General features: G+C 70.3%; 21 protein-coding genes. 13 read left to right on the top strand and 8 right to left on the bottom strand.

Annotated features, from left to right (window positions below; translation table 11 throughout):
• Window positions 1–34: 34 nt before the first annotated feature.
• Together ACFYPS_RS30660 and ACFYPS_RS30655 are read right to left on the bottom strand one after the other, a co-directional pair.
• Window positions 35–1309, bottom strand: a complete 1275-nt coding sequence (locus ACFYPS_RS30660; RefSeq protein WP_387328934.1) for a PucR family transcriptional regulator — start codon at window positions 1307–1309, stop codon at window positions 35–37.
• Window positions 1310–1580: 271 nt separating this feature from the next.
• Window positions 1581–2618 carry a LacI family DNA-binding transcriptional regulator gene (locus ACFYPS_RS30655; RefSeq protein ID WP_387328931.1) on the bottom strand — a complete coding sequence of 346 codons (1038 nt, stop codon included), beginning with the start codon at window positions 2616–2618 and terminating at the stop codon, window positions 1581–1583.
• Window positions 2619–2994: 376 nt separating this feature from the next.
• Between ACFYPS_RS30655 and ACFYPS_RS30650 the strand changes: the two genes are divergently transcribed.
• The 6 genes from ACFYPS_RS30650 to ACFYPS_RS30625 all read left to right on the top strand — a co-directional run bounded on the left by ACFYPS_RS30650 (window position 2995) and on the right by ACFYPS_RS30625 (window position 9022).
• Window positions 2995–4062 (top strand): hypothetical protein, encoded by a 1068-nt coding sequence (locus tag ACFYPS_RS30650; protein WP_354968024.1) that lies wholly within the window; start codon window positions 2995–2997, stop codon window positions 4060–4062.
• A gap of 78 nt (window positions 4063–4140) precedes the next feature.
• The gene (locus tag ACFYPS_RS30645) at window positions 4141–4998 is read left to right on the top strand and encodes an ABC transporter permease subunit (RefSeq protein ID WP_354968025.1); all 858 of its coding nucleotides are present in this window, start codon (window positions 4141–4143) and stop codon (window positions 4996–4998) included.
• Window positions 4995–5819, top strand: a complete 825-nt coding sequence (locus ACFYPS_RS30640; RefSeq protein WP_354968026.1) for an ABC transporter permease subunit — start codon at window positions 4995–4997, stop codon at window positions 5817–5819. The genes ACFYPS_RS30645 and ACFYPS_RS30640 overlap by 4 nt, the downstream gene beginning before the upstream one ends.
• Window positions 5820–5868: 49 nt before the next feature.
• Complete coding sequence (locus ACFYPS_RS30635) at window positions 5869–6633, top strand: ABC transporter ATP-binding protein (protein ID WP_354968027.1); 765 nt, start codon at window positions 5869–5871, stop codon at window positions 6631–6633.
• A 26-nt stretch (window positions 6634–6659) separates the two neighbouring features.
• Window positions 6660–7970 (top strand): histidinol dehydrogenase, encoded by a 1311-nt coding sequence (hisD, locus tag ACFYPS_RS30630; RefSeq protein WP_354968028.1) that lies wholly within the window; start codon window positions 6660–6662, stop codon window positions 7968–7970.
• A 41-nt stretch (window positions 7971–8011) separates the two neighbouring features.
• The gene (locus ACFYPS_RS30625) at window positions 8012–9022 is read left to right on the top strand and encodes an amidohydrolase family protein (RefSeq protein ID WP_354968029.1); all 1011 of its coding nucleotides are present in this window, start codon (window positions 8012–8014) and stop codon (window positions 9020–9022) included.
• Between the two features lie 23 nt (window positions 9023–9045).
• Here the strand turns inward: ACFYPS_RS30625 and ACFYPS_RS30620 are convergent, their stop codons facing one another.
• The 3 genes from ACFYPS_RS30620 to ACFYPS_RS30610 form a co-directional block, all read right to left on the bottom strand.
• Entirely contained in the window at window positions 9046–9456 is a 411-nt protein-coding gene (locus ACFYPS_RS30620; protein WP_354968062.1) for a heme-binding protein, read from the bottom strand.
• 5 nt (window positions 9457–9461) lie between these two features.
• Complete coding sequence (locus ACFYPS_RS30615) at window positions 9462–10352, bottom strand: NAD(P)-dependent oxidoreductase (RefSeq protein ID WP_354968030.1); 891 nt, start codon at window positions 10350–10352, stop codon at window positions 9462–9464.
• Between the two features lie 91 nt (window positions 10353–10443).
• On the bottom strand, window positions 10444–11700 hold the full coding sequence (locus tag ACFYPS_RS30610) for a helix-turn-helix domain-containing protein (protein WP_354968031.1): 1257 nt from the start codon (window positions 11698–11700) through the stop codon (window positions 10444–10446).
• 111 nt (window positions 11701–11811) lie between these two features.
• Here ACFYPS_RS30610 and ACFYPS_RS30605 point away from each other — a divergent pair, with 111 nt between their 5' ends.
• Together ACFYPS_RS30605 and ACFYPS_RS30600 are read left to right on the top strand one after the other, a co-directional pair.
• Window positions 11812–12507 carry a cyclase family protein gene (locus ACFYPS_RS30605; RefSeq protein ID WP_354968032.1) on the top strand — a complete coding sequence of 232 codons (696 nt, stop codon included), beginning with the start codon at window positions 11812–11814 and terminating at the stop codon, window positions 12505–12507.
• A complete protein-coding gene (locus tag ACFYPS_RS30600) occupies window positions 12504–13304 on the top strand; it encodes an SDR family NAD(P)-dependent oxidoreductase (protein WP_354968033.1) in 801 nt (266 codons plus the stop codon). The genes ACFYPS_RS30605 and ACFYPS_RS30600 overlap by 4 nt, the downstream gene beginning before the upstream one ends.
• Here the strand turns inward: ACFYPS_RS30600 and ACFYPS_RS30595 are convergent.
• From ACFYPS_RS30595 to ACFYPS_RS30585, 3 genes are read right to left on the bottom strand one after another with little or no spacing between them, the layout of a single operon-like run.
• Window positions 13301–13951 (bottom strand): GntR family transcriptional regulator, encoded by a 651-nt coding sequence (locus tag ACFYPS_RS30595; protein WP_354968034.1) that lies wholly within the window; start codon window positions 13949–13951, stop codon window positions 13301–13303. The two genes, ACFYPS_RS30600 and ACFYPS_RS30595, sit on opposite strands and share 4 nt — an antisense overlap.
• Window positions 13952–13996: 45 nt before the next feature.
• Window positions 13997–14704 (bottom strand): enoyl-CoA hydratase/isomerase family protein, encoded by a 708-nt coding sequence (locus tag ACFYPS_RS30590; RefSeq protein ID WP_354968035.1) that lies wholly within the window; start codon window positions 14702–14704, stop codon window positions 13997–13999.
• Window positions 14704–16239 (bottom strand): aldehyde dehydrogenase, encoded by a 1536-nt coding sequence (locus ACFYPS_RS30585; protein ID WP_354968036.1) that lies wholly within the window; start codon window positions 16237–16239, stop codon window positions 14704–14706. Before ACFYPS_RS30585 ends, ACFYPS_RS30590 begins: the two co-directional genes overlap by 1 nt.
• Window positions 16240–16268: 29 nt before the next feature.
• Here ACFYPS_RS30585 and ACFYPS_RS30580 point away from each other — a divergent pair, with 29 nt between their 5' ends.
• The 5 genes from ACFYPS_RS30580 (at window position 16269) to ACFYPS_RS30560 (ending at window position 20537) form a co-directional block, all read left to right on the top strand.
• Window positions 16269–17162: an NAD(P)-dependent oxidoreductase gene (locus ACFYPS_RS30580; RefSeq protein ID WP_387328922.1), complete on the top strand. Its 894-nt coding sequence runs from the start codon at window positions 16269–16271 to the stop codon at window positions 17160–17162.
• Window positions 17159–17905, top strand: coding sequence for an SDR family oxidoreductase (locus tag ACFYPS_RS30575; protein ID WP_354968038.1), 747 nt, complete (start codon window positions 17159–17161; stop codon window positions 17903–17905). Before ACFYPS_RS30580 ends, ACFYPS_RS30575 begins: the two co-directional genes overlap by 4 nt.
• A gap of 249 nt (window positions 17906–18154) precedes the next feature.
• The gene (locus ACFYPS_RS30570; RefSeq protein WP_354968039.1) at window positions 18155–19258 is read left to right on the top strand and encodes an LLM class flavin-dependent oxidoreductase; all 1104 of its coding nucleotides are present in this window, start codon (window positions 18155–18157) and stop codon (window positions 19256–19258) included.
• Entirely contained in the window at window positions 19255–19818 is a 564-nt protein-coding gene (locus ACFYPS_RS30565) for a carboxymuconolactone decarboxylase family protein (RefSeq protein WP_354968040.1), read from the top strand. The genes ACFYPS_RS30570 and ACFYPS_RS30565 overlap by 4 nt, the downstream gene beginning before the upstream one ends.
• Window positions 19815–20537 carry an alpha/beta fold hydrolase gene (locus ACFYPS_RS30560; protein WP_354968041.1) on the top strand — a complete coding sequence of 241 codons (723 nt, stop codon included), beginning with the start codon at window positions 19815–19817 and terminating at the stop codon, window positions 20535–20537. Before ACFYPS_RS30565 ends, ACFYPS_RS30560 begins: the two co-directional genes overlap by 4 nt.
• The last annotated feature ends 180 nt before the right edge of the window (window positions 20538–20717 follow it).

Genomic DNA, 20717 nt, shown 5'->3' with positions numbered 1-20717 from the left:
GAGGTCCGGCCGTGCGGTGTACTCACGCCGGGCGTCATCCCGGCGTGCCGGGACTGACCGGCGGCGGCAGTGTCGGGCTGTCGGCCCGACTGTTGTTCTCGGTCAGCAGCCGCGCGAGCCTCAGCGCGACCTGGAGCTCGGTCCGTCGCTCCGTCAGCGGGCGGCCCAGCAGCTCTGCGGCCCTCTGCAGCCGGTTGCGTACGGTGTGCTCGTGCAGGTGGAGGTGCGCGGCGGTGGTCACATGGCTGCCCCACCGTTGGGACGCCTCGACGGTCTCGCGCAGCCGCGCGGCCAGGTCGTCGTCGGCACCGAGCTGTCCGAGTTCGGCGTGGACGAACGCACGGGCCTTGACCGGGTCGGCCATCAACAGGATCTCGAGGCTGACGTCGGGGTGGCCCAGCACCCTGGGGCTGCCCGCCGCACCCCACGCCGTGCGTACCCGTTGCACGTCCTGCACCTGGAGCCAGCCGGCCCGCACGCCCTGTACGCCGACGTGCGGGTCGCTGACCGACGCTTCGACGCCGAGGCCGCGGAGGCAGTCGGTCAGGTTGGCGATCCTCGCGGCGCGCCATCCCGGTGGCCGGGGGTGTGCCAGCCACACCACCGTGTTGGTGAGGTCGACCGCATGGACGAGGGTGTCGCGGGTGTGGCACGCCTTGCGCAGCGCGTTGAGGATCTGGCGCGCAGCGCCTTCGGGCATCGCCGGCAGCAGCACGGTGATGTGGCTGGCGTCGAGGGGATAGTCGAGCAGCACCAGGTCCGACGGTGGGAGTGGCGTGGAGTCCTCGCGCAGCAGATGCTGGACGAGGCCGTTGCGTACGTGCTCGCGCGAGCGGCTCAGCGCCTCGTCGGCCCGGGCGAAGCTGTCCGCGACCTGCGATGCCACCTGGTGCTGGTAGCCGAGCAGCAGCGCAGTCATGCTGCGTAGTGCCTCGAGGCTCTCTGCGCGCGGGACGTCGTTGCGGTCGGCCCGCTCGACCAGCCGGTCGCTCCACTCGTGCCACATGGTCAGGAAGCCCACACGGTAGGACCGCTGCAGCGCCGTCTGCGGCAACCTGAGCCGGGCCTGCATGCGGGCCAGGGCGAACGGCTCGGCGAGCGTCACCTCAGTGAGGTGGATCCGCCCGGCGATGACCTGGCGGAGATGGCGGAGGTTCTCGACCACGCTGGCCCGTAGCCGGGTCACGAACTCGTCGTTGTCGCGCAACGTGTCGAACGCCGCCGCGAGGTCCGCCTCGACGACCTGGTCCGCCAGGGCCACCAGATCCACGCCGTCGGAGGCCTCGCGTGCCCACGTCGGCAGGCGCACGTCAGCGTCTGGACGCGGTCGTGGGGCTGGTGTGGGCGTAGTCACCTGGTGGAGCGAGGCGGAGGTCATGAGGCCACGGTGCCGCCGGCCGCGGATCCGTGCCGATGTGTCGCTCACCACACTGTCGCCTCAGAAATGGGTGGCCCCACATGGTGGCGCGTCGCGTGACGCGGCGAGGCTGTGGCGCATGGGTGGTGCCGAACCTACCGCCCCCGCTCGAGGAGGACATGCCATGTCACCAGCGACGGCCGGGCCCTGTGGGCACCGGGTGTCAGCGGGCCACCCGCTGGGTGGTCGACCGCTGCACGAGGCTGGTGGCGAACAGACGCTCGCGCCCGGCGCCGATGTCGCCGCCGTGCTCGATGCGCTCCACGAGCAGTCGGGCGGCCGTCCGTGCCATCTCCGACAGGGGCTGGCGGACCGTGGTCAGCTGGAACACCTCCCAGGCTGCCATCGGAACGTCGTCGAAGCCGAGCACCGAAACGTGGCCCGGCACGTCCAGGCCAAGCGACTTCGCGGCGTCGATGGCGCCGAACGCGATCACGTCGTTGCCGCAGATCAGCGCGGTCGGGGGAGTGGCCAGCCGGAGCAGCTCTCGGGCGTTCTGGTAGCCGCACTGGTGCGAGTACGGTCCTTCGCGGACGAGACGCTCGTCGAGTGCGATCCCGGCGTCGACGATGCCGGCGTGCCTGTCTCTGCTCGTCGAGGTGTTGGCGGGGCCACGGATGACGCCGATGGTGCGGTGGCCGAAGTCCAGCAGATGGCGAGCGGCGGCGCGTCCGCCCTGGTAGTTGTCCGCAATGACGCGGTCGACGTCCATCGCGTCGACGTACCGGTTGAGAAGCACGACCGGCAGGTCCCGCCCGGCGAGGGCCTGGCCGAGCCGCGAGTCGAGGGTGGCCGTCGTGACCAGGACGCCGTCGATCGACCGGTTGAGCAGGTTGACCAGGGCCTCCTGCCCGGTCGGGATGTCGGTGCGCTCGGCGAACAGCACGACCCGGTAGCCCATAATCTGCAGCTCGTCGTGTACCGGCGTGAGCAGCGTCGGGAAGAACGGGTTGGTCAGGTCGGCGACGACAACACCGATGGTGCGTGTGCGCTGTGGCGTCGGGGGAGCCACCCACGATGGGCGGTAACCCAGCCGCTCGGCGGTCTCCTCGATGAGGCGGCGGGTGTCCTCCCGCACCCGGGGGTCGCCCCGCAGGGCGCGCGAGACCGTCGACTGGGAGACGCCGGCGGCCTGCGCCACGGTCGAGCTGTTCGTCGCCGGGCGCGCGCGTCGCCGTCGTCCCGGACCGTCGCCCGTCATGCCCGGATTCACGCTCACAAGCCGTCTCACTTTCTTCTCGTGTCCAGGCACCGGCCCTCGATGCGGGCAGAAATGCATAATCTATGCACAACGAAGATAGGCGACCATCTCGTTGCTGTCAACTTCCCAGAACCCCGTGTACGTCCGGAAATATCGGCACGCAGGCGTGAACCCGGCGGCCGTTGAGCGCATGGTCGAGAACAGGAGCATGCATAAGTTTCCGAGAAATGCTTGACTTGCAAGATTAGTCACGGCAGTGTCAGGCGCCACATCCCCACCACTTCACCCCCACCCCCCAACCACCACCAGGCCCGTCGTAGCGCGACGCCCCTTGATCGCACCCTCGGACCGGTCGAACGACTCTGAGAGGCACGATATGAGCACTGCACGCATCTTCCGTCCCCACCGCTGGCGCCTGGTAGCCGCCGCCAGCGTCATTGCCCTGCTGGTCTCCGGCTGTGGGTCGCGTCCAGGCGCCGCCAAGGGCGGCGAGGCAAAGGACGCCGGCGGCGTCGTCAACATGGTGATGGCTCCCGACCCGGTCTGGAAGTGGATGGAGAGCCAAGGCATCAAGCAGCAGATGGAGGAGGAGGCGGGGATCCAGGTCCTCACCTCGTCCTCTTGGGACGAGTACGGGGTGTACGCCGGCGGCCACGCGGACGTCGTCTCAGCCGCGTCGTACGAGGTACCCGACCTGGAAAAGCAGACCGGCGAGAAGACAACAATCTTCGGCAAGTTCAATTCCGACAGAAGCATCCTGGCCGTGTCGGCAAAGAGCAACGCCCAGACCATCTGCGACCTCAAGGGCAAGAAGATCGTGACGCACAGCGCCGTCTCGATCACGATCATGTGGGGCGTCTACGCCCGCAAGTTCTGCAACCTCGACCTGCGCGCCGGGGGCGGCGACTTCGAGCTCGTCGTGACCGACCCGCAGAACGCCGCCGGCCTCATCGAGCGTGGTGACGCCGACGCCGGTCTGCTGCTGCCCGACTTCTCGATTCCGCAGCTGTCCAGCGGCGCGATCAAGCCGCTCTACGACTCCAAGTCGGTCTCGCAGATCTACGCCGAGAAGTTCTCCTCCGACCCGCAGAACGTCACCCACCCCCAGAACAATGTCTTCGTCGCTCGTAAGGCCTGGGTCGAGAAGAACCCCGAGGAGGCGGCCTTCCTGGTCAAGATCTGGGACCGCGGCGTGCAGGAGTGGGCCAAGAACCGCGACGCGATCGTCAAGGCCTACCCCGAGGACTTCGCCGCCGAGACGCCCGAGGAGAAGGCGTTCATCCAGGACTGGCTGGCCAACAAGTACGACTGGTTCGTCGACACGACCTACCTCGACCAGGCGTGGGTCGACAGCGAGACCAAGCTGTTCGAACTGATGAAGGAGACCGGCTACGTCGACAAGAACACGCCGGCCCCCGACTTCACCATCCTCCCGAAGTCCTGAACCTCGAGTCCCGACGCATCCAGCAGGCCCGGTGTGGCCGGGTGAGTGGGCCCGGTAGGGCCGAGTGAAGGAGAGATGATGACGGATCAGCTGGTGGGCGCGGCTCCGGCCGCGCCCCCCGCGGACCCCGACGACCGCGAGGCGAGCGCCCGCAGGATCGCCCGGCTGCGGCGCTGGCGGCGCACCGGCCTGCTCGTCATGGGCTGGATCGCGATGTTCCTGCTATGGGAGTTCGGCTCTTGGTGGTACGGATCGCGGCTGCTGCCCCGCCCGCACGAGGTCATCCAAGCGGCGGTCGAGATCGTCGAGAACGGCAACTTCGTCACCGACTTCTCGGCGAGCGTGCTGAAGACCTTCGCCGGTTTCGGGGTCGCCGCCGCCGTCGGGGCGCCGGTCGGCTATCTGATGGGCCGGTACAACTACTGGCGGGCGTTCTTCCACGATGGCGTGACCATCGCCGGCACGATCCCCGCGATCGTCTACGCGGTCATGTCGCTGATCGTGTTCGGCCTGTCGAACTTCGGGCCGATCCTCGCGGTCGCGCTCGTGTCCGCGCCCTACGTCGCGCTCAACGTCGCCGAGGGCATCCGAGGCGTCGACAAGTCCCTGGTCACCATGAGCGAGGCATTCGGGCGGGCCCCGCACCAGATCCGCCGGGAGGTGCTGCTCCCGACGATCGTGCCGTTCGTGTTCGCCGCGATCCGGATGTGCTTCGCGGTGGCCTGGAAGGTCGAGGCGCTGACCGAAGTGTTCGGAGGCCGCAACGGTGTCGGCTTCCAGATCCGCACCGAGTACCAGCTCTACGACATCGCTGCCGTGCTCGCGTGGACGTCCCTGTTCATCGTGTTCATGCTCCTCATTGAGCGCCTGGTCCTGTTCAAGGCCGAGGCACGGCTCCTCGCATGGCGTCCGGAGGAAAGGAGTTCCGCCTTATGAGCACCACGTTCCAGGCCACCGTCAACCGGCGCCGCTCGACCAGCGAGATCGAGCAGAGCACGCCGACCTGGCGCAAGCGGCTCACCTCCGACGGGGCCGCCCGGGTCGCCGCGCTGCTGTCCTTCTTCCTGTTCTGGGTCCTGATGTCGCTGCTCTTCGGCCGCGTCCCGGGCCCGGTCGAGGTGGTGCAGCGGCTCGGCGAGGAGTTCTCCCGCGGCGAGGTCTTCGGCAACTTCGGCTCGACGCTCTACCGCTTCGGCGTCGGGTTGCTGCTCGCGACCGTCGTGGGCATCGCGATCGGTGTGCTGATGGGCCTCTCCTCGCTGTCCCGGGCGTTCTTCGAGAGCCCGGTCCTGGTCGGCCTGTCGATCCCGGCGATCATCTGGTCGTTTCTCACGGTGATGTGGTTCGGCTTCGGCGACATGAGCCCGATCATCACGACGTTTCTGACCTCGGTGCCGTTCGTGGTCGTCAACGTCGCCCAAGGCGTGCGGGGCGTCTCCCGCGACCTGCGCGACATGTCGTCGACGTACAACGTGCCGGTCACCCGCCGCATCCGCGACCTCGTCCTCCCAGCCGTCACCGGGTACATCGCGGCCGGCGTGCGCTTCGCGATCATCATCGGCTGGAACGGCGTCCTGCTCGCCGAATGGTTCGGCGGCGGCGGGGGCGTCGGCTACCGTGCCCGCTTCTGGTACGACGCCAACCGGTTCGGCGGGTTCGCCGCCTGGGTCGTGCTGTTCGTCGGCTTCATCGTGCTGCTCGACCGGCTCGTGCTCGACCGCGCGATCAAGCGCGCCTTCCGCTGGCGGGATGGCTGATGACCCCGTCCGCCCCCATCCTGCACACCCCCAGCCCTAGGGAGCTCTCGTGGCAGTCCTGACCGTCAAGAACCTCGCCAAGACCTTCAACCTGGGCACTCCCCGGGCGAGCCGGGTCCTTGACGACATCTCCTTCGAGGTGAGCGGCCAGACATTCGTTTCGATCGTCGGGCCGTCGGGCTGCGGCAAGAGCACGTTGCTCAACATCATCTCGGGTGTGGAGGAGCACACCTCCGGCGAGATCAGCCTGACCAGTGACGATGGCGGCCCGGCCCGTATGGGCTACGTCTTCCAGGACCCGCGGCTGCTTCCCTGGCGCAGCGTCATGCGAAACATGATGTACGTCCAGAACGACCGGAGCGAGGCCACCGTGGCCAGGGCCAAGCGGTACCTCGAGATGGTGGGCCTGGCGAAGAACGCCAACTTCTATCCCGGTCAGCTGTCCGGCGGCATGCAGCAGCGCGTCGGCATCGCCCGTGCCTTCGCGGTCGAGCCCGACCTGCTGCTGATGGACGAACCGTTCAGCCACCTCGACGCGATCACCGCCCGAGGGCTTCGCGCGCAGCTACAGGACATCTGGGCCCAGTCGAAGAAGACCGTGGTCTTCGTGACCCACGACGTCGTCGAGGCCGTCGAGCTGTCCGACCGGATCATCGTGCTCCAGCCCGGCGGCCGGATCTACGAGGACATCACCATCGATCTGCCCCGCCCGCGCCGGCAGACCGACCCCACGGTGGCCACGCTCCAGGCCGAGGTGCTCGCGCGTCTCGAGGCCATGAAGGAAATGAGCCCCACTGCCGAGCCCGTGGCCTGACCGCACCCGCCCAGTACAGGAGCACCATGAGCACCCACCTGAAGTCCCCCACCGGCGGCGTGCCCGCCGCCCACGGCAACGACGACGTCTCCGTCGTCGTCCGCGAGGTGATCAAGGACGTTCGCGCGAACGGCGACGAGGCCGTACGCCGTTACTCCGAGAAGTTCGACAACTGGTCGCCCGAGTCGTTCAGGCTCGGGCCGGAGCAGATCGAGGAGCTCGTCGCGTCACTGACGTCCGAGGTCGTCGACGACATCCGAACCGTGCAGGCCAACGTCCGCGACTTCGCCCAACGCCAGCGCGACACCCTGCAGGACCTGGAGGTGGAGACCCAGCCGGGCGTGTTCCTGGGCCAGAAGCACCTGCCGATCGTCGCGGCCGGTGCCTACGTGCCCGGGGGCCGCTACCCGCTGACCGCCTCGGCGCACATGACCGTCGTGACGGCGAAGGTCGCCGGGGTCGAGCGAGTCACTGCCTGCACCCCGCCGCTGCGCGGAAAGATCCCAGCGGCGACTGTGGCCGCCCTGCACCTGGCCGGCGCGGACGAGATCTTCCTGCTCGGCGGTGTCCAGGCGGTCGCCGCGATGGCCATCGGCACCGAGTCGATCGGCAAGGTCGACCTGATCGCCGGCCCCGGCAACGCGTACGTCGCCGAGGCGAAGCGGCAGCTGTTCGGTGAGGTTGGCATCGACCTGTTCGCCGGACCGACCGAGATCCTCGTCGTGGCCGACGATGCGGCCGATCCGTTCGTGGTGGCCGTCGACCTGCTCAGCCAGGCCGAGCACGGGCCGGACTCCCCGGCGGTGCTCATCACCACCTCAGAGGCACTCGCCCGAGCGGTCATGGTCCACGTCGACGAGATCCTTCCGGGCATGTCGACCAACGACATGGCCGGCCCCGCGTGGCGCGACCACGGGGAGGTGCACGTCGTCGAAAACCTCGACGCGGCGTACGCGCTCGCCGACACCTACGCCAGCGAGCACGTGCAAATCCTGACCCGCAACCCGCGCGAGGCCCTGGACAAGATGCGGCACTACGGCGCGCTCTTCCTCGGCGAGGGCACCTGCGTGTCATATGGCGACAAGGTGATCGGCACCAACCACGTGCTGCCCACCCGCGGTGCCGCCCGCTACACCGGCGGGCTGTGGGTCGGGAAGTACCTGCGCACGGTGACGTACCAGGAGGTCACCGATCCCGCCGCCAGCGCCCGGCTCGGCGAGCTGTGCGGCCGCGCCGCACGCGTGGAGCTCTTCGAGGGTCACGCCCGCTCCGGCGACGTCCGGGCCGCGAAGTACGCCGGCGCGCAGCTGCCCTGGGCGCCCACGCCCGTCGGCTGAGTCCGCTTTCGCCCCACGTCCCAACGAATAGAAGGTCATCCATGCCCAGCGGATCCCACCGAACCGTCGACATCCACGCCCACGTCATCCTCCCCGACTGCCAGCCGCTCGTGGAGGGGCTGATGGCGCCGGAGATGGAGCCGTTCAGCTACTACGGCGGCGACGAGACCAACGCCTACCAGCTCGAGCACGTCCGCGAGATCATGCCGCAGGCAACCGACCCGCAGACACGGATCGCCGACATGGACCGGATGGGCATCGACGTCCAGGCCATCTCGGTGGCCCCGGCCGGCTACTTCTACTGGGCCGACCCGGAGCTCGCCCGTGAGCTCGCCCGGATGCAGAACGAGAACCTCGCCAAGATCGTCGGCGACCACCCCGATCGGTTCGTCGGGTTGGCCACCGTACCGATGCAGGACGTGCGATCGGCGGTCGAGGAACTCGAGCGGTGCGTCACGGAGTACGACTTCCGGGGCGTCGAGATCAACACCAACGTCATGGGAATGGATCTCGACGACCGCCGGTTCCGGCCGTTCTTCGCCAAGGCGGAGGAGCTCGACGTCGTCGTGATGCTGCACCCCAACGGGTTCACGGGCGGCGAACGGTTCCGGAAGTACTACCTGACCAACGTCATCGGCAACCCGCTCGACACCACGCTCGCGCTGACCCGGATCATCCATGGCGGGGTCCTCGAGGAACACCCCAACCTCAAGCTGGTCGCCGTGCACGGCGGCGGCTACCTGCCGTTCTACTCCTCCCGAATGGACCACGCCTACGAGTTGCGGCCCGAAGGCCGGCACCACATCTCACGACCGCCGAGCACCTACCTCAAGCAGATCTACGTCGACTGCCTGGTGTTCGACGCGCCGCACCTGGAGTTCCTGGTCCAGCAGATGGGGGCCGATCACGTCGTCATCGGCACCGACTATCCGTTCGACATGGGCCACTACGACCCGCTCGGCCAGATTGACGAGACCCGCGGGCTCAGCGACGACGACCGGGAGGCCATCCGCGGTCGGACGGCAGCGCGGCTGCTGAAGCTCACCGACTGATCCGCCGACCGGGGCGCGCGCCGTCAGACCAAACCGGCGGCCGCGATCCCGGCCAGCACGCACGCCTCGTCCACGTCCGAGACGTCGCCACTTGCGCCGACGGCTCCCAGCAGGGAGCCGTCGGCGTCGCGTACCAGAACACCTCCCGCCGCGGGCGCCAGCCGACCGCCGGTCACTGCGGCGAGCGAGGCGAAGAACGTCGGCTGCCGCTCCGCCCGCTGGGCGATCTCCCGCGACGACATGCCCATACCGAGCGCGCCGAAGGCCTTGGCGGTCGCGATCTCGACGCGCAGGATGCCCGCGCCGTCCTCGCGCTTCACCACGACCACATGGCCGCCCGGGTCGAGCACCGCCACCGCGAGCGGCGCCGCCCTGACCACGCGGGCGTGTCGCAGCGTCCCGGCGGCAACCGCCTCCGCCTGCGCCAAGGTCATCTCGCTCAACCCCGCACCTCCGCCTCGACGACCTCCAGCAGCGCGGCCGCGTCGGCATCGGCCCACCCGGCGTCCACCGCCTTCGTGTACAGCGGCAGTGTCGCGTCGAGCACCGGCGTGGCGACGCCGACCGACGCGGCCAGCTCCTGCACCAATGAAACGTCCTTGACGAACATCGACACCCGCGCGGTCGCCGGCCGGTAGGCACGCTCGACCATGAGCGACCCGCGCTTGTCGAAGATGACCGACCCGCCCGCCCCCTCGCGGACCGTCTCGAAGAGGACCGCCGGGTCGAGGCCCGCGGCCACGCCGAGCGCGAACGCCTCCGCCGTCGACGCGTTGTGGATCGACACCAGCAGGTTGGCGACCAGCTTCATCGTGATGCCGTGGCCGAAGGGCCCGACGAACCGCACTGACCGCGCGAACGCTGTCATCACCGGACGGGCCTTCTCGAACGCCGCCTCGTCGCCGCTGCCGAGCACCACCAGGTCGCGGTCGCGGGCCTGCGCGCCGGTACCGCTGAGCGGGCAGTCGAGCAGCGGTACGCCGACCGCGGCGAGCAGATCGCGGCACTCCTGCTTCACGGCCAGCGACAGCGTCGACGTCTCGACGACGACGAGGTCGGCCGGCTCCGCGGCGGCGAGGCCCCGGCACACCTCCAGCGCCGCCGCGGCGGACGGAAGCGAGGTGACCACGACCGCCGACTCGCGCGCGAGGGCGGCGAGGTCGCGGGCCGGGCGGCCGCCGCGGGCGACCAGTTCGTCGACCGCGGGCCGGGCCAGGTCGGTGCCGGTCACGTCGAAGCCGGCGGTCAGCAGGTGGCCGGACATCGCCGACCCCATGATCCCGAGGCCGACCACGCCGACCGTCGTCACGTCCGTCTGGGCTGTCGTCATCCGGCCACCCTAGGGCGAGCCGGTGTGAACAGGGGTGTCAGCAAACGTCAGTGCCGGGCCGCCGGACTGCTGGGCGACAGGTGTCCCAGGCTCAGGGGCGGCGCAGCACGAGGTCGCAGGCGATGCGGACCTCGGGGCGGTCGAGCCGGAGCCCCGAAATCGCGGCTATCCGGTCGAGCCGGTGCCGGACGGTGGTGACGTGCACGCCGAGCTCACGGGCCGTCGCCGAGGCGCTGCCGCACGCTGCGAGGAACGCGCGCAGAGTGCGCTCCAGCTCGCCGCCTTCTGGCCCGGTGCCGCGGTCGGCCGCGCGCAGCCGATCGATCCCCGACAGCCGGACACCCGCCGGCAGCGCGGCAACCACGTCCGCGACGAGCACCACGGCGTCGACGTCTGCGTACGCGACGAACGACCCGTCGTCGCCTGCCACGACTGTCGCGGCCGTCGCCTCGGCACGCAGCCGCGGCAGGACGGCGAGGCCGGCGCCGACCGAGCTCGCCGCGACCCTCATGGTGCGCAGCGGGCCGTCGCCGGCGAGCCTCAACACCTCCTGGCCGAGCCGCGCGGCCGTCTTCTCGGACTCTTCGGCGCGCAGGGCCACCAGGGCGAGCCCGCCGTCGCCGCGGGGGGTCACCACCCAGCGGCGGTGGAACGAGTCAAGACAGAGCCGCAGGTGCTCCAGCAGGCGCGTCCTCCCGGCCTCCCCGTCCTCCGTCCGTGCCCGCGCCTGTGCCGGACCGGCGACGGACAGGACCACGAAGCGCCCGTCCCGGTCGAAGCCGAGCCGGTCGGCAGCTGCAGGTGCCCCGGGCAGTCCGTCGAGCAGCGCGGAGGCGAGCCGCGACCGGTGCGCCTCCTCGGCGTCGAGCCGCTCAAGGTGCCGCAGCAGGGCGGGCGTCTCCTCGTCGACGGCGCGGCGGAAGATGCGGGCCGCCCCGTCGCCGAGCGGCCGCTCGCCCTCCGCGACCCAGGCGAACCCCAGCAGGCGGTCTCCGGCCCGGAACGCCGTGATCAGCCGGCGGTGCGCCTTCCGCGGGCCGTCGGACAGGTCGACGACGTCCGCGGTGCCGCGGAGCCGGTCGAGGCTTCCGGTCCGGGTCAGATGCTCGAGCCACACACCCGGGATCCTGCGGCCGAGGATCGCCTCGGCGCGGCCACGGTCCATCGGGCCGACGAAAGCGGAGTAACCGACCACTCGGAACGACGGGTCCTCCAGGATGACCGGCCCGCCCACCACCTCGGCGATCCGGTCCGCGATGTCGAACGGCGACGCGGTGGTCCCGGGCCGGGGCGGTGTCGGGGCTGCCGAACCGGGGCGCCGGAGCGCTTCATCGATCGGTGCGTTCATGACCGTAAATCTACTCCGATTGGAGCGTCCGTGCCGCGCGCGGCCGCCCTAGAGTTCCGACACCCAGCCACCCCGGTCAGCGGGGCCGGCCCGACGGAAGGGAGCGTCGACGTGCAGCTCGTCGACCTGTCACAGGACATCTACCAGGGCATGCAGGTCTATCCCGGCCACCTCAAGACCGTGGTGTTCGACCACGCGTTGCACGAAGAGACGGCGCTGCGCTTCGTGGGCGGCTTCTCGTTCCAGACCAAGGGCATCATCTTCAACGACAACGGCCCGACCCACGTCGACTCGTTCTCCCACCTCGACCCCGACCCGTCGGCCCAGACCATCGACCAGATGTCGCTCGACCTGTTCTACGGCGCGGCGGTCTGCCTCGACGTCTCGCACGTCGGCGCCGGCCAGGACATCACCGCCGAGCACCTCGACGCGGCGCAGGACGCCGTCGACGTGACCGTCGAGCGCGGCGACATCCTGCTGCTGCACACCGGGACGCACGGCCGGTACGCCGGGCAGCCGCAGTACCTCACCGAATTCCCCGGTCTCGGGGAGACCGGCAGCGAATGGATCGTCGAGCACGGGGTGAAGACGTTCGGCGTGGACAGCCCGACACCCGACAACCCGACCAGCAAGTCCTACCCGTGCCACATGATGTGCCGCCGCCACCACATCACCCACTACGAGAACCTCACCAACCTCGACCAGCTGATCGGCAAGCGGTTCACGTTCATCGGCTTCCCGCTCAAGGTGCTCGGCGCCCACGGCGGCCCGACCCGCGCGGTCGCCCTGCTCGACGGTCCGGCGTGACCACCGTCGACGGGCCCGCCTTCCCGGGAGACCGGGTGGCGGGCCGTACCGCCGTCGTGACCGGTGCCGGCAGCGGGCTTGGCCGTGCGATCACGCTCGCTCTCGCGGCCCGCGGCGCCCGCGTGGTCGCGGTCGGGCGCAACCGGGAGCGGCTCGATGCAGTGGCGGCCGAGGCCAAGGCGATGCCCGGGAGCGTCCGGGTCACGGCGGCCGACGTGTCCGACCCGGCGAGCGTTGCCGCGCTCGCCGAGGAGGTGGCCGACGAGACGGTGGAGATCCTGGTCAACAACGCCGGCGTCCCTGGCCCCGTCGCGCCGCTGGTCGACATCGAGCCCGACGAGTGGGACGACGTCTTCGCGACCAACGTCCGCGGCATCTACCTGATGTGCCGGGCGTTCCTCCCGGCGATGGTCGAGCGGGGCGTCGGCGATGTGATCAACCTCGCGTCGGTGAGCGGCAAGCGCCCGCTGACCCGCCGCACGCCGTACACCGCTTCCAAAATGGCGGTGATCGGGCTGACCGCGACACTCGCGTACGAAGTGGGCCCGGCAGGCGTCTCGGTGAACTGCCTGTCGCCGGGTCCGGTCCAGGGGCCGCGGATGACCCGCAACTTCAACCTGGAGGCCGAGCGCACCGGGACGACGTACGAGGAGGCCGAGGAGGCGTTCGTGTCGCGGGCAGCGCTGCACCGGATGCTCACCGAGGACGAGGTGGCCGCGGCCGTCGTCGCGATGCTGCACATGCCCGGCCTCTGCGCGGCCGACATCGACCTGTCCGCGGGGATGGTGGCGCGCTAAGCCCCGTCCCGCTCCTGGGTGAGCAGGTAGTCGAGCACGACGGCGTGTGACGACGCGAGGTGGGCGCGGGTGAGCTCGGCGGCAGCCCGCGCTTCCTGCGCCTTCACCGCGTCGAGGATCTGCCGGTGCTCCTCCTGCAGGTGCCCGGCCTGGCCGACCACGTCGAGGTGGAAATAGATGTAGCGGTCGGTGAGCCGCCGCAGCTGCTCGACCATCGCGATCATGCGCGGCCGTCCGGCCAGCGTGTAGACCTCCGCGTGGAAAGCCGCGTTGGTCTCCACCCAGGTGCCCGGCCAGATGGCCGGGTCATCCATCACCGCGAGCAGATGGGTCATCCGCGTGATGCCGGCCCGGCCCACCCGCGGGACGGCGAGCCGGGTGGCGACGGGTTCGACCGCCTCACGCAGCTCGTAGAGTTCCTGCAGGTCGTCGATGGACAGCGGGGTCACCACCGCGGTGGCGCCGCGTAGCTCGACGAGCCCTTCGCTGGCGAGCTGCTGGAGGGCGTCGCGGACCGGGATGCGGCTAACGCCGTACTCCTCGGCCAGGCCGGCCTGCGACAGCGCGGTCCCCGGCCGGAGCTGTCCGCTGGACACACGCTCGCGCAGGCTACCCGCCACTCGCGCGGCGGCCGACTCGGTGGACACCCGAGCAGTCTGCCGTACGTCGGTTGAACCCGTCATGCCGCCACGTCAGCGCTCGCCACGGCGTAGCGACCCGACCACGAGCCGGTCGATGCTCACGTCGAGAGCGCGCTCGTCGCCAACATCGCCGAACACCCTGAGCATGTCCTTGATGTCGCCGTGCACCCGCGGGCTGCGGGCGCGCAGCTGCGCAACCATGTCGTCGACCCGCTTGGTCAGGGCGTCACGCGTGTCGACCACCTCGTTGAGCAGGCCGAGCTCCGCCGCCTGTTCGGCGGCCAGTGGCTCTCCCGTCGCGGTGAGCCAGAAAGCCTTCCGGCGGCCGACCACGCGAGGCAGCCAGGCGAGGACCAGGGCCGGCGCGAGGCCGATGCCGACTTCGGGGAACCGGAAGGCCGCGTCCCGCACCGCCACCGACACGTCGAAGGCCGCCACCAAGCCGACACCGAACCCGGCCGCGTCGCCCTGCACCTCGGCGACGGTCACCAGCCTCGTCCGCTGCGCCGAGCGGGTGAGCCCGGCGAGCGCCTCGGCCTCCGCCCGCACCTCGGCCGGGGTCGAGCCGCCACGGTCGCGGCCAAGGCAGAACACGTCACCGGTTGCCCGTAGGCGCAGCACGTGCGCGCCCTCCGGCGGGTCGTCGAGTACGGCCGCCAGCTGTCCGCACAGCTCGATGCTGAACAGGTTCTCCGGGGGCCGGGACAGCTCGGCCAGGATCACGCCGTTCTCGACCGGGTGGATGGTCAGGTCGCTCATCAGTTCAGCCTTCCGGTCGCTTTGCCGCCGTACCAGTCAACGTCGTCGGGCGCCGTCCGGACGGTGACCGCACGCACCTGCGTGAAGTCGTGGAACGACTCCCAGCCGCCCTCGCGGCCAATTCCGCTCTCCTTGAGACCACCCCACGGGGAGGACGGGTCCAGGCGGTGGTGGTCGTTGATCCAGACCATCCCGGCCTCGAGCCGGGACGCCACGCGGTGGGCGCGGGCGATGTCACGGGTCCATATCGCGGAGCCGAGGGCGTACGGCGAGTCGTTGGCGATCGCGACGGCCTCGTCCTCCTCGTCGAAGGGGATCGCCACGACGACGGGCCCGAAGATCTCCTCGCGGGCCACGGTCATGTCGTTGGTGACATTGGCCAGCACGGTCGGCTGCACGAAGAAGCCGTCCTCCAGCCCGGGCACGGTCGCGGCGGCGCCACCCGTGACGACGCGGGCGCCGGACCGCACGCCCTCGGCGATGCGGCCGAGGATCCGGTCCCTGGCTCGGGCGGAGATCACCGGGCCGAGCTGTGTGGACTCGTCGCTGGGGTTGCCGATGCGAATTCCCTCGGCGACCGCGGTCAGCGCGTCGAGGAACCCGTCGTGGATGCTGCGGTGCACCAGCAGCCGGCTACCCGCGATGCAGGTCTGGCCGGCCCCGATGAAGCCGCCGAACGCGGCGCCGCGCGCGGCCACGTCGACGGGTGTGTCACCGAAGATGATGACCGGCGACTTACCGCCGAGCTCTAGTGTGGTCTTGGCGAAGCGCCTCGCGGCCGCGAGCGCGATCGACCGGCCAGGCTCGGTGCCGCCGGTGAACACCACCTTCTTTACCAACGGGTGCTCGGTGAGAGCGGCGCCCACGACCGGGCCGAGGCCGTTGACGACGTTGAGTACGCCGTCGGGAATGCCGGCCTCGTGGGCGATGTCGGCCAGCAGCATCGCGGTCAGGGGGGTCTGCTCGGACGGCTTCAGCACCACCGAGTTGCCGGTCGCCAGCGCGGGCGCGAGGGACTTCGACGCGATCATCATCGGGTGGTTGAACGACGCCAGGATCGTGACCACGCCGAGGGGCAGCCGGCTGGTGTACGAGTGGTAGGGCCCGGGCATCGGGACCACCGCGTCGCGGTCCGCGAGCAGCAGCGAGGCGTTGTAGCGGTACCACTCCGGCAGCCGGGTGATCTGCGCCTTCGTCTCGGTCAGTGGCCGGCCGTTGTTGGCGGTCTCCAGCTGGTAGAGGTCGCTCATCCGCGCCGCGATCCCGTCGGCGAACCGGTGCAGGATCCGCGACCGCTCGTGGATTGGCATCCGGCTCCACACGCCGGAGTCGAAGGCCTCCTGGGCGACCCGGACGGCCTCCTCGACGTCGGCCTGGTCGGCACTGTCGGCGACCGCGAGCACGCCGCCCGTCGCGGGATTGACGACATCGAGCCGAGGGCCCCGCCCCTCGACGACCCGGCCGCCGATGCGTAGCCCGGTCGCCAGTGGTCCAGAGGGGAGCGCCACCGTCGGCTGGATGTGGGCCGTGGTCACGGTGCCGTCCGCTTGGTATACATCATGGCGTGAAGGTATACACGAGTCCCGGTCAGGTCAACGGTCCCCGCGTCTCCGTGCTCGGCACCGGGGTGATGGGCGCCAGGATGGCGCGCAACCTCGCCGCGGCCGGGCTGCCGCTCAACGTCTGGAACCGCACGCCCGAGCGGGCGGCCCCGCTGGCCAAGGCCGGCGCCCGAGTGGCCCCGACGGTCGCCGACGCTGTCCGCGACGCCGACGTCGTCCTGACGATGCTGTGGGACGCCGACACCGTCGAGGAGGTGCTCCGCGACGGTGTCGGAGCGTTCGCGCAGGGCGCGGTGCTGCTGCAGACCAGCACCGTCGGCGTCGACGGCGCCGCGCGCCTGGCCGACGTGGCGGCCGAGCTCGGGTTGCGGTACGTCGACGCGCCGGTCCTCGGTACCAAACATCCCGCTGAGCAGGGAACCCTCGTCGTGCTGGCGTCCGGGCCCGCCGACACGCGGGCCGTGCTCACTCCAGTGCTCGACGCCATCGGCTCCCGGACCGTCTGGCTCGGCGAGGCCGGCACGGCCTCGCGGCTCAAGCTCGCGGCCAACGCGTTCGTGCTCAACGTGACGGCGGCCATCGCCGAGTCGATGGCGGTGGCGGGCGCGCTCGGCCTCGCCCCGACAGCGTTCCTGGACGCGATCCACGGCGGCCCGATGGAGTCGCCGTTCGTCGCGGCCAAGGGCACCCTGATGGCGGCAGGCGACTACCCGCTCTCCTTCGCAGTCGACAGCGGGATCAAGGACGCCCGATTCATCCTCGCCGCGGCCGGCGACGCCGCGCCCCTCACCGCCGTCACGCTCGAGCTGCTCGCGACCGCCTCCGCGGCAGGCCACGGCGGCGACGACATCGCGGCGCTCGCCCACGCCGTATCCCAGCCGCGGGGGGCGCGGTGAGCCGCCCAGTTGCCGTCGTCACGGGCGGCACGCGTGGCATCGGGGCTGCCACGGCCGAACTCCTCGCCGACCGCGGCCACGACCTGGTGCTGGGCTACCGGTCGCGCGACGCCGAGGCGGCCGAGCTGGCCGAACAGCTGGGCGAGCGGGGCGTAGAGGTGCGCACCGTGCGCTGCGACGTCGCAGACGAGGCTGATGTCGAGCGACTGTTCGCCGTCGCCGACGCGCTGGGTCCGCTGGCCGCGCTGGTCAACAACGCCGGGGTCCTCGAACAGCAACGGTCGATGGTCGAAATCGACATGGCTCGCTGGCGCCGGGTCTTCTCCGTCAACGTCTTCGGCGCGGCCGCGTGTTGCCGTGCCGCGGTCCGCCGCATGTCCACCCAGACCGGCGGCAAGGGCGGCGCGATCGTCAACCTGTCGTCGCGCGCCGCGCAGCTCGGCTCGCCTCAGGAGTACGTCGACTACGCCGCCAGCAAGGCCGCTGTCGACACGATGACCCGGGGACTCGCGCTGGAGGTGGCCCGGCACGGCGTGCGGGTGAACGCCGTGCGCCCCGGCATCATCGACACCGAGATTCACGCGGGGGGTGGGGATCCGGGGCGCGTGCCGCGGCTCGGCCCCGCGCAGCCGATGGGACGGCCGGGCACGGCCGTCGAGGTCGCAGAGTCCGTCGTGTGGCTGCTCTCACCAGCAGCGTCGTACATCACCGGCACCATGCTCGACGTTTCGGGCGGCCGCTGAACCGACGACGCCTGCCGGCTCCCTCGGTGCGCGGGCTGATCATCGAAGCCGGCCGCCTGCACGTCATCGCCAGCCGCATGACAGCGATGGTTCAGCGCTGGCTACCGCGGCGGCACCGTCACTGACGACTTGCGTCATTCACCGCCTGCGGATTCACAGGCCACGCCACTGCCCAGACACAGATCACGAACGAGACTGCCGATACGCGGAACAGACCGCGGGGCGACGCACAGGAAGCGAGAGCACGCCGTGAGACTGGGTTACTTCTCGATGCCGCTGCACCCACTCGGCCGGACGTGGGCCGAAACCCTCCAGGAGGACCGCGAGGCGGTCATCCTGGCGGACTCGCTGGGCTTCCACGACGCGTTCATCGGAGAACACCTCACCGACCAGCACGAGAACATCACCAACAGCCTGCTGTTCCTCGCAACGCTGATCTCCGACACGCAGCACATTCGGCTGGCGACCGGCACCACGAACCTGTCACAGCAGCACCCGGCGCTGGTAGCGGCGAACTCAGCGATGTTTGACCACCTCAGCAACGGCCGGTTCATCCTCGGCATCAGCCCGGGCGCGCTGACCTCCGACGCGGAGGCGCTCGGCATCCTGCACGAGGACCGCAATCGGATCTTCGCCGAGGCGATCGACGTGATCACGAAAATCTGGGAGCTGGACCCGCCGTACTCAATCGATCTGCCCGACAACCGGTTCAAGGTCACCACCGAGACCACCATCGACCTCGACTTCGGCGTCGGCATCATGCCGAAGCCGCTCCAGCAGCCCCGGCCCGAGATTGTCGGCACCGTCGTGGCGCCGTTCTCCAAAGGCGTCATCGCGATGGGCCAACGGGACTTCCACCCGCTGTCGGCCAACTTCCTGCTCCCGCAGTGGGTGGCCACCCATTGGCCCAACTATGTTCAGGGCAAGCAAGCCGCCGGCGAGGTGGCAGCCCCGGCCGACTGGCGCGTGGCTCGTACCGTGTTCATCGCCGACGACCCTAGCGTGGCGCAGGCCTACGGCCGCGACAACGAGGACAGCCCGTACCGGTTCTACTACTCGCAGATGCTGAAGAAGATGCGGAAACTCGGCCGCCTCGAGCTGTTCAAGACGCACCGGGACCAGCCGGACGAGGAGATCACGCTCGACTACGTTCTCGACAAGCTGGTCATCGCCGGCACGCCGGAGTCGGTTACCGAGCAGATCCTCGCCTTCCGCCAGGAGATCGGCGAGTTCGGCGAACTCGTGTACGCCGGACTGGACTGGGTCGACCCGCGGCTGGCCCGCCGCTCGATGGAGTTGATGGCGCAGAAGGTCATGCCCGACGTCAACTCGGCCCTGGGCTCCGCGGCGTGAGCGACCGCCTGCCACTGCTCTCCGACGCCGAGCTCACCCACGAGCAGCGCTCGGCCGCCGCACGGATCGCCGCCGGTCCGCGCGGCGCGGTCTTCGGGCCGTTCGTGCCACTGCTGCGCAGCCCCGAACTGATGACCCGGCTCCAACTGGTCGGCGAGTACCTGCGGTTCGACAGCGCACTCGACGACGACCTGGTGGAGCTGGTGATCCTCTACGTCGCGCGGGCTTGGGACCAGGAGTTCGAGTTCGGCTACCACCAGCCGCTGGCGTTGCAGGCAGGCCTCCCCGAGGACGTCGTCGATGCCGTCGCGCGGGGCGTGCGGCCGGCGGGTGGCCGGCCGGAGGTCGGTTATGTGTACGACCTGCTCGACGAACTGCACATCACGCGCCAGGTCTCCGACGCGACGTACGCCTCCGCTGTCGAGGCACTGGGCGAGGCGCGGGTCGTCGAGGTGGTCGGCACAGCCGGCTACTACACCACTCTGGCAATGACGATGAACACCGCCCGGACGCCCCCGCCCGCCCGGGCGCCACGACTTCCGGCCCGGGAGCGTGCATGAAGGCCCCGCTGGTCCTACTGCACCCGCTGGGTGTCGACCACCGGTTCTGGAACCCAGTGGTCGAAGCGCTGCCCGACGACGTGGGCGACGTCGTTGTGCCCGACCTGCTGGGTCACGGGTCCGCCCCGCTGCCGCCGCAGGGCGCGACAATTGATGACTTCGCCGATGCGATCGAGGCTGACATCGCCAGGCATAGCGAGGTCCATCTCGTAGGGGTGTCGCTCGGCGGCCTGGTCGCCCAGGTGCTCGCCGCTCGACGGCCCGACCTTGTGAAGCGACTCGTCGTCGCCGACGCCGTCGCGGTCTACCCCGACGCCATGCGAGCGATGTGGCGCAACCGGGCGGCCACGGTGCGGCGTGAGGGCCTCGAGGCCGCCGTCGAGCCGATGGAGGCGCTGTGGTTCTCCGAGGCGTTCCGCCGGGACGCGACCGATGCGGTCGAGCGCGTGCGCCGGATCCTGCTGGCCAGCGACCCAGAGGGGTACGCCCGCACATGTGAGGCGTTGGCGATCGCGGACACCACCGCCGTGGTGGGGTCGGTTGCGGCGTCGGTGCTCGTGGCGTGCGGCAAGGACGACGCTCTGCCGTTCCGGCAAGCGACCCAATGGTTCGCCGCGACGCTTCCAGCGGTGACGGTGGCGTGGCTCCCGGGCGGGCACGCCGCGGCATACGAGCACCCGAAGCCTTTTGCGGACGTGGTGGCGGGCTTTCTCTCCTGACCGTCGGTGCGGATAAGCCGTCGCCTCGCGTTCGGCCTGGGCGAGGGAGACGTAGGAGCAGCCGTACCAGCCGGACGGCGACCTCAGGCAGGGTTCGCCGCCGCTGAAGGGAGTGGCCGAGCAGCGCCGTCTTGTGCAGCCGGTTTCGCACCGTGCGCTCGTTGCAGTCGCAGCTGCTCT

Source organism: Micromonospora sp. NPDC005087, from assembly GCF_042872965.1.
GTDB lineage: Bacteria > Actinomycetota > Actinomycetes > Mycobacteriales > Micromonosporaceae > Micromonospora.
This window is presented reverse-complemented; position numbering and strand designations above follow the sequence as displayed.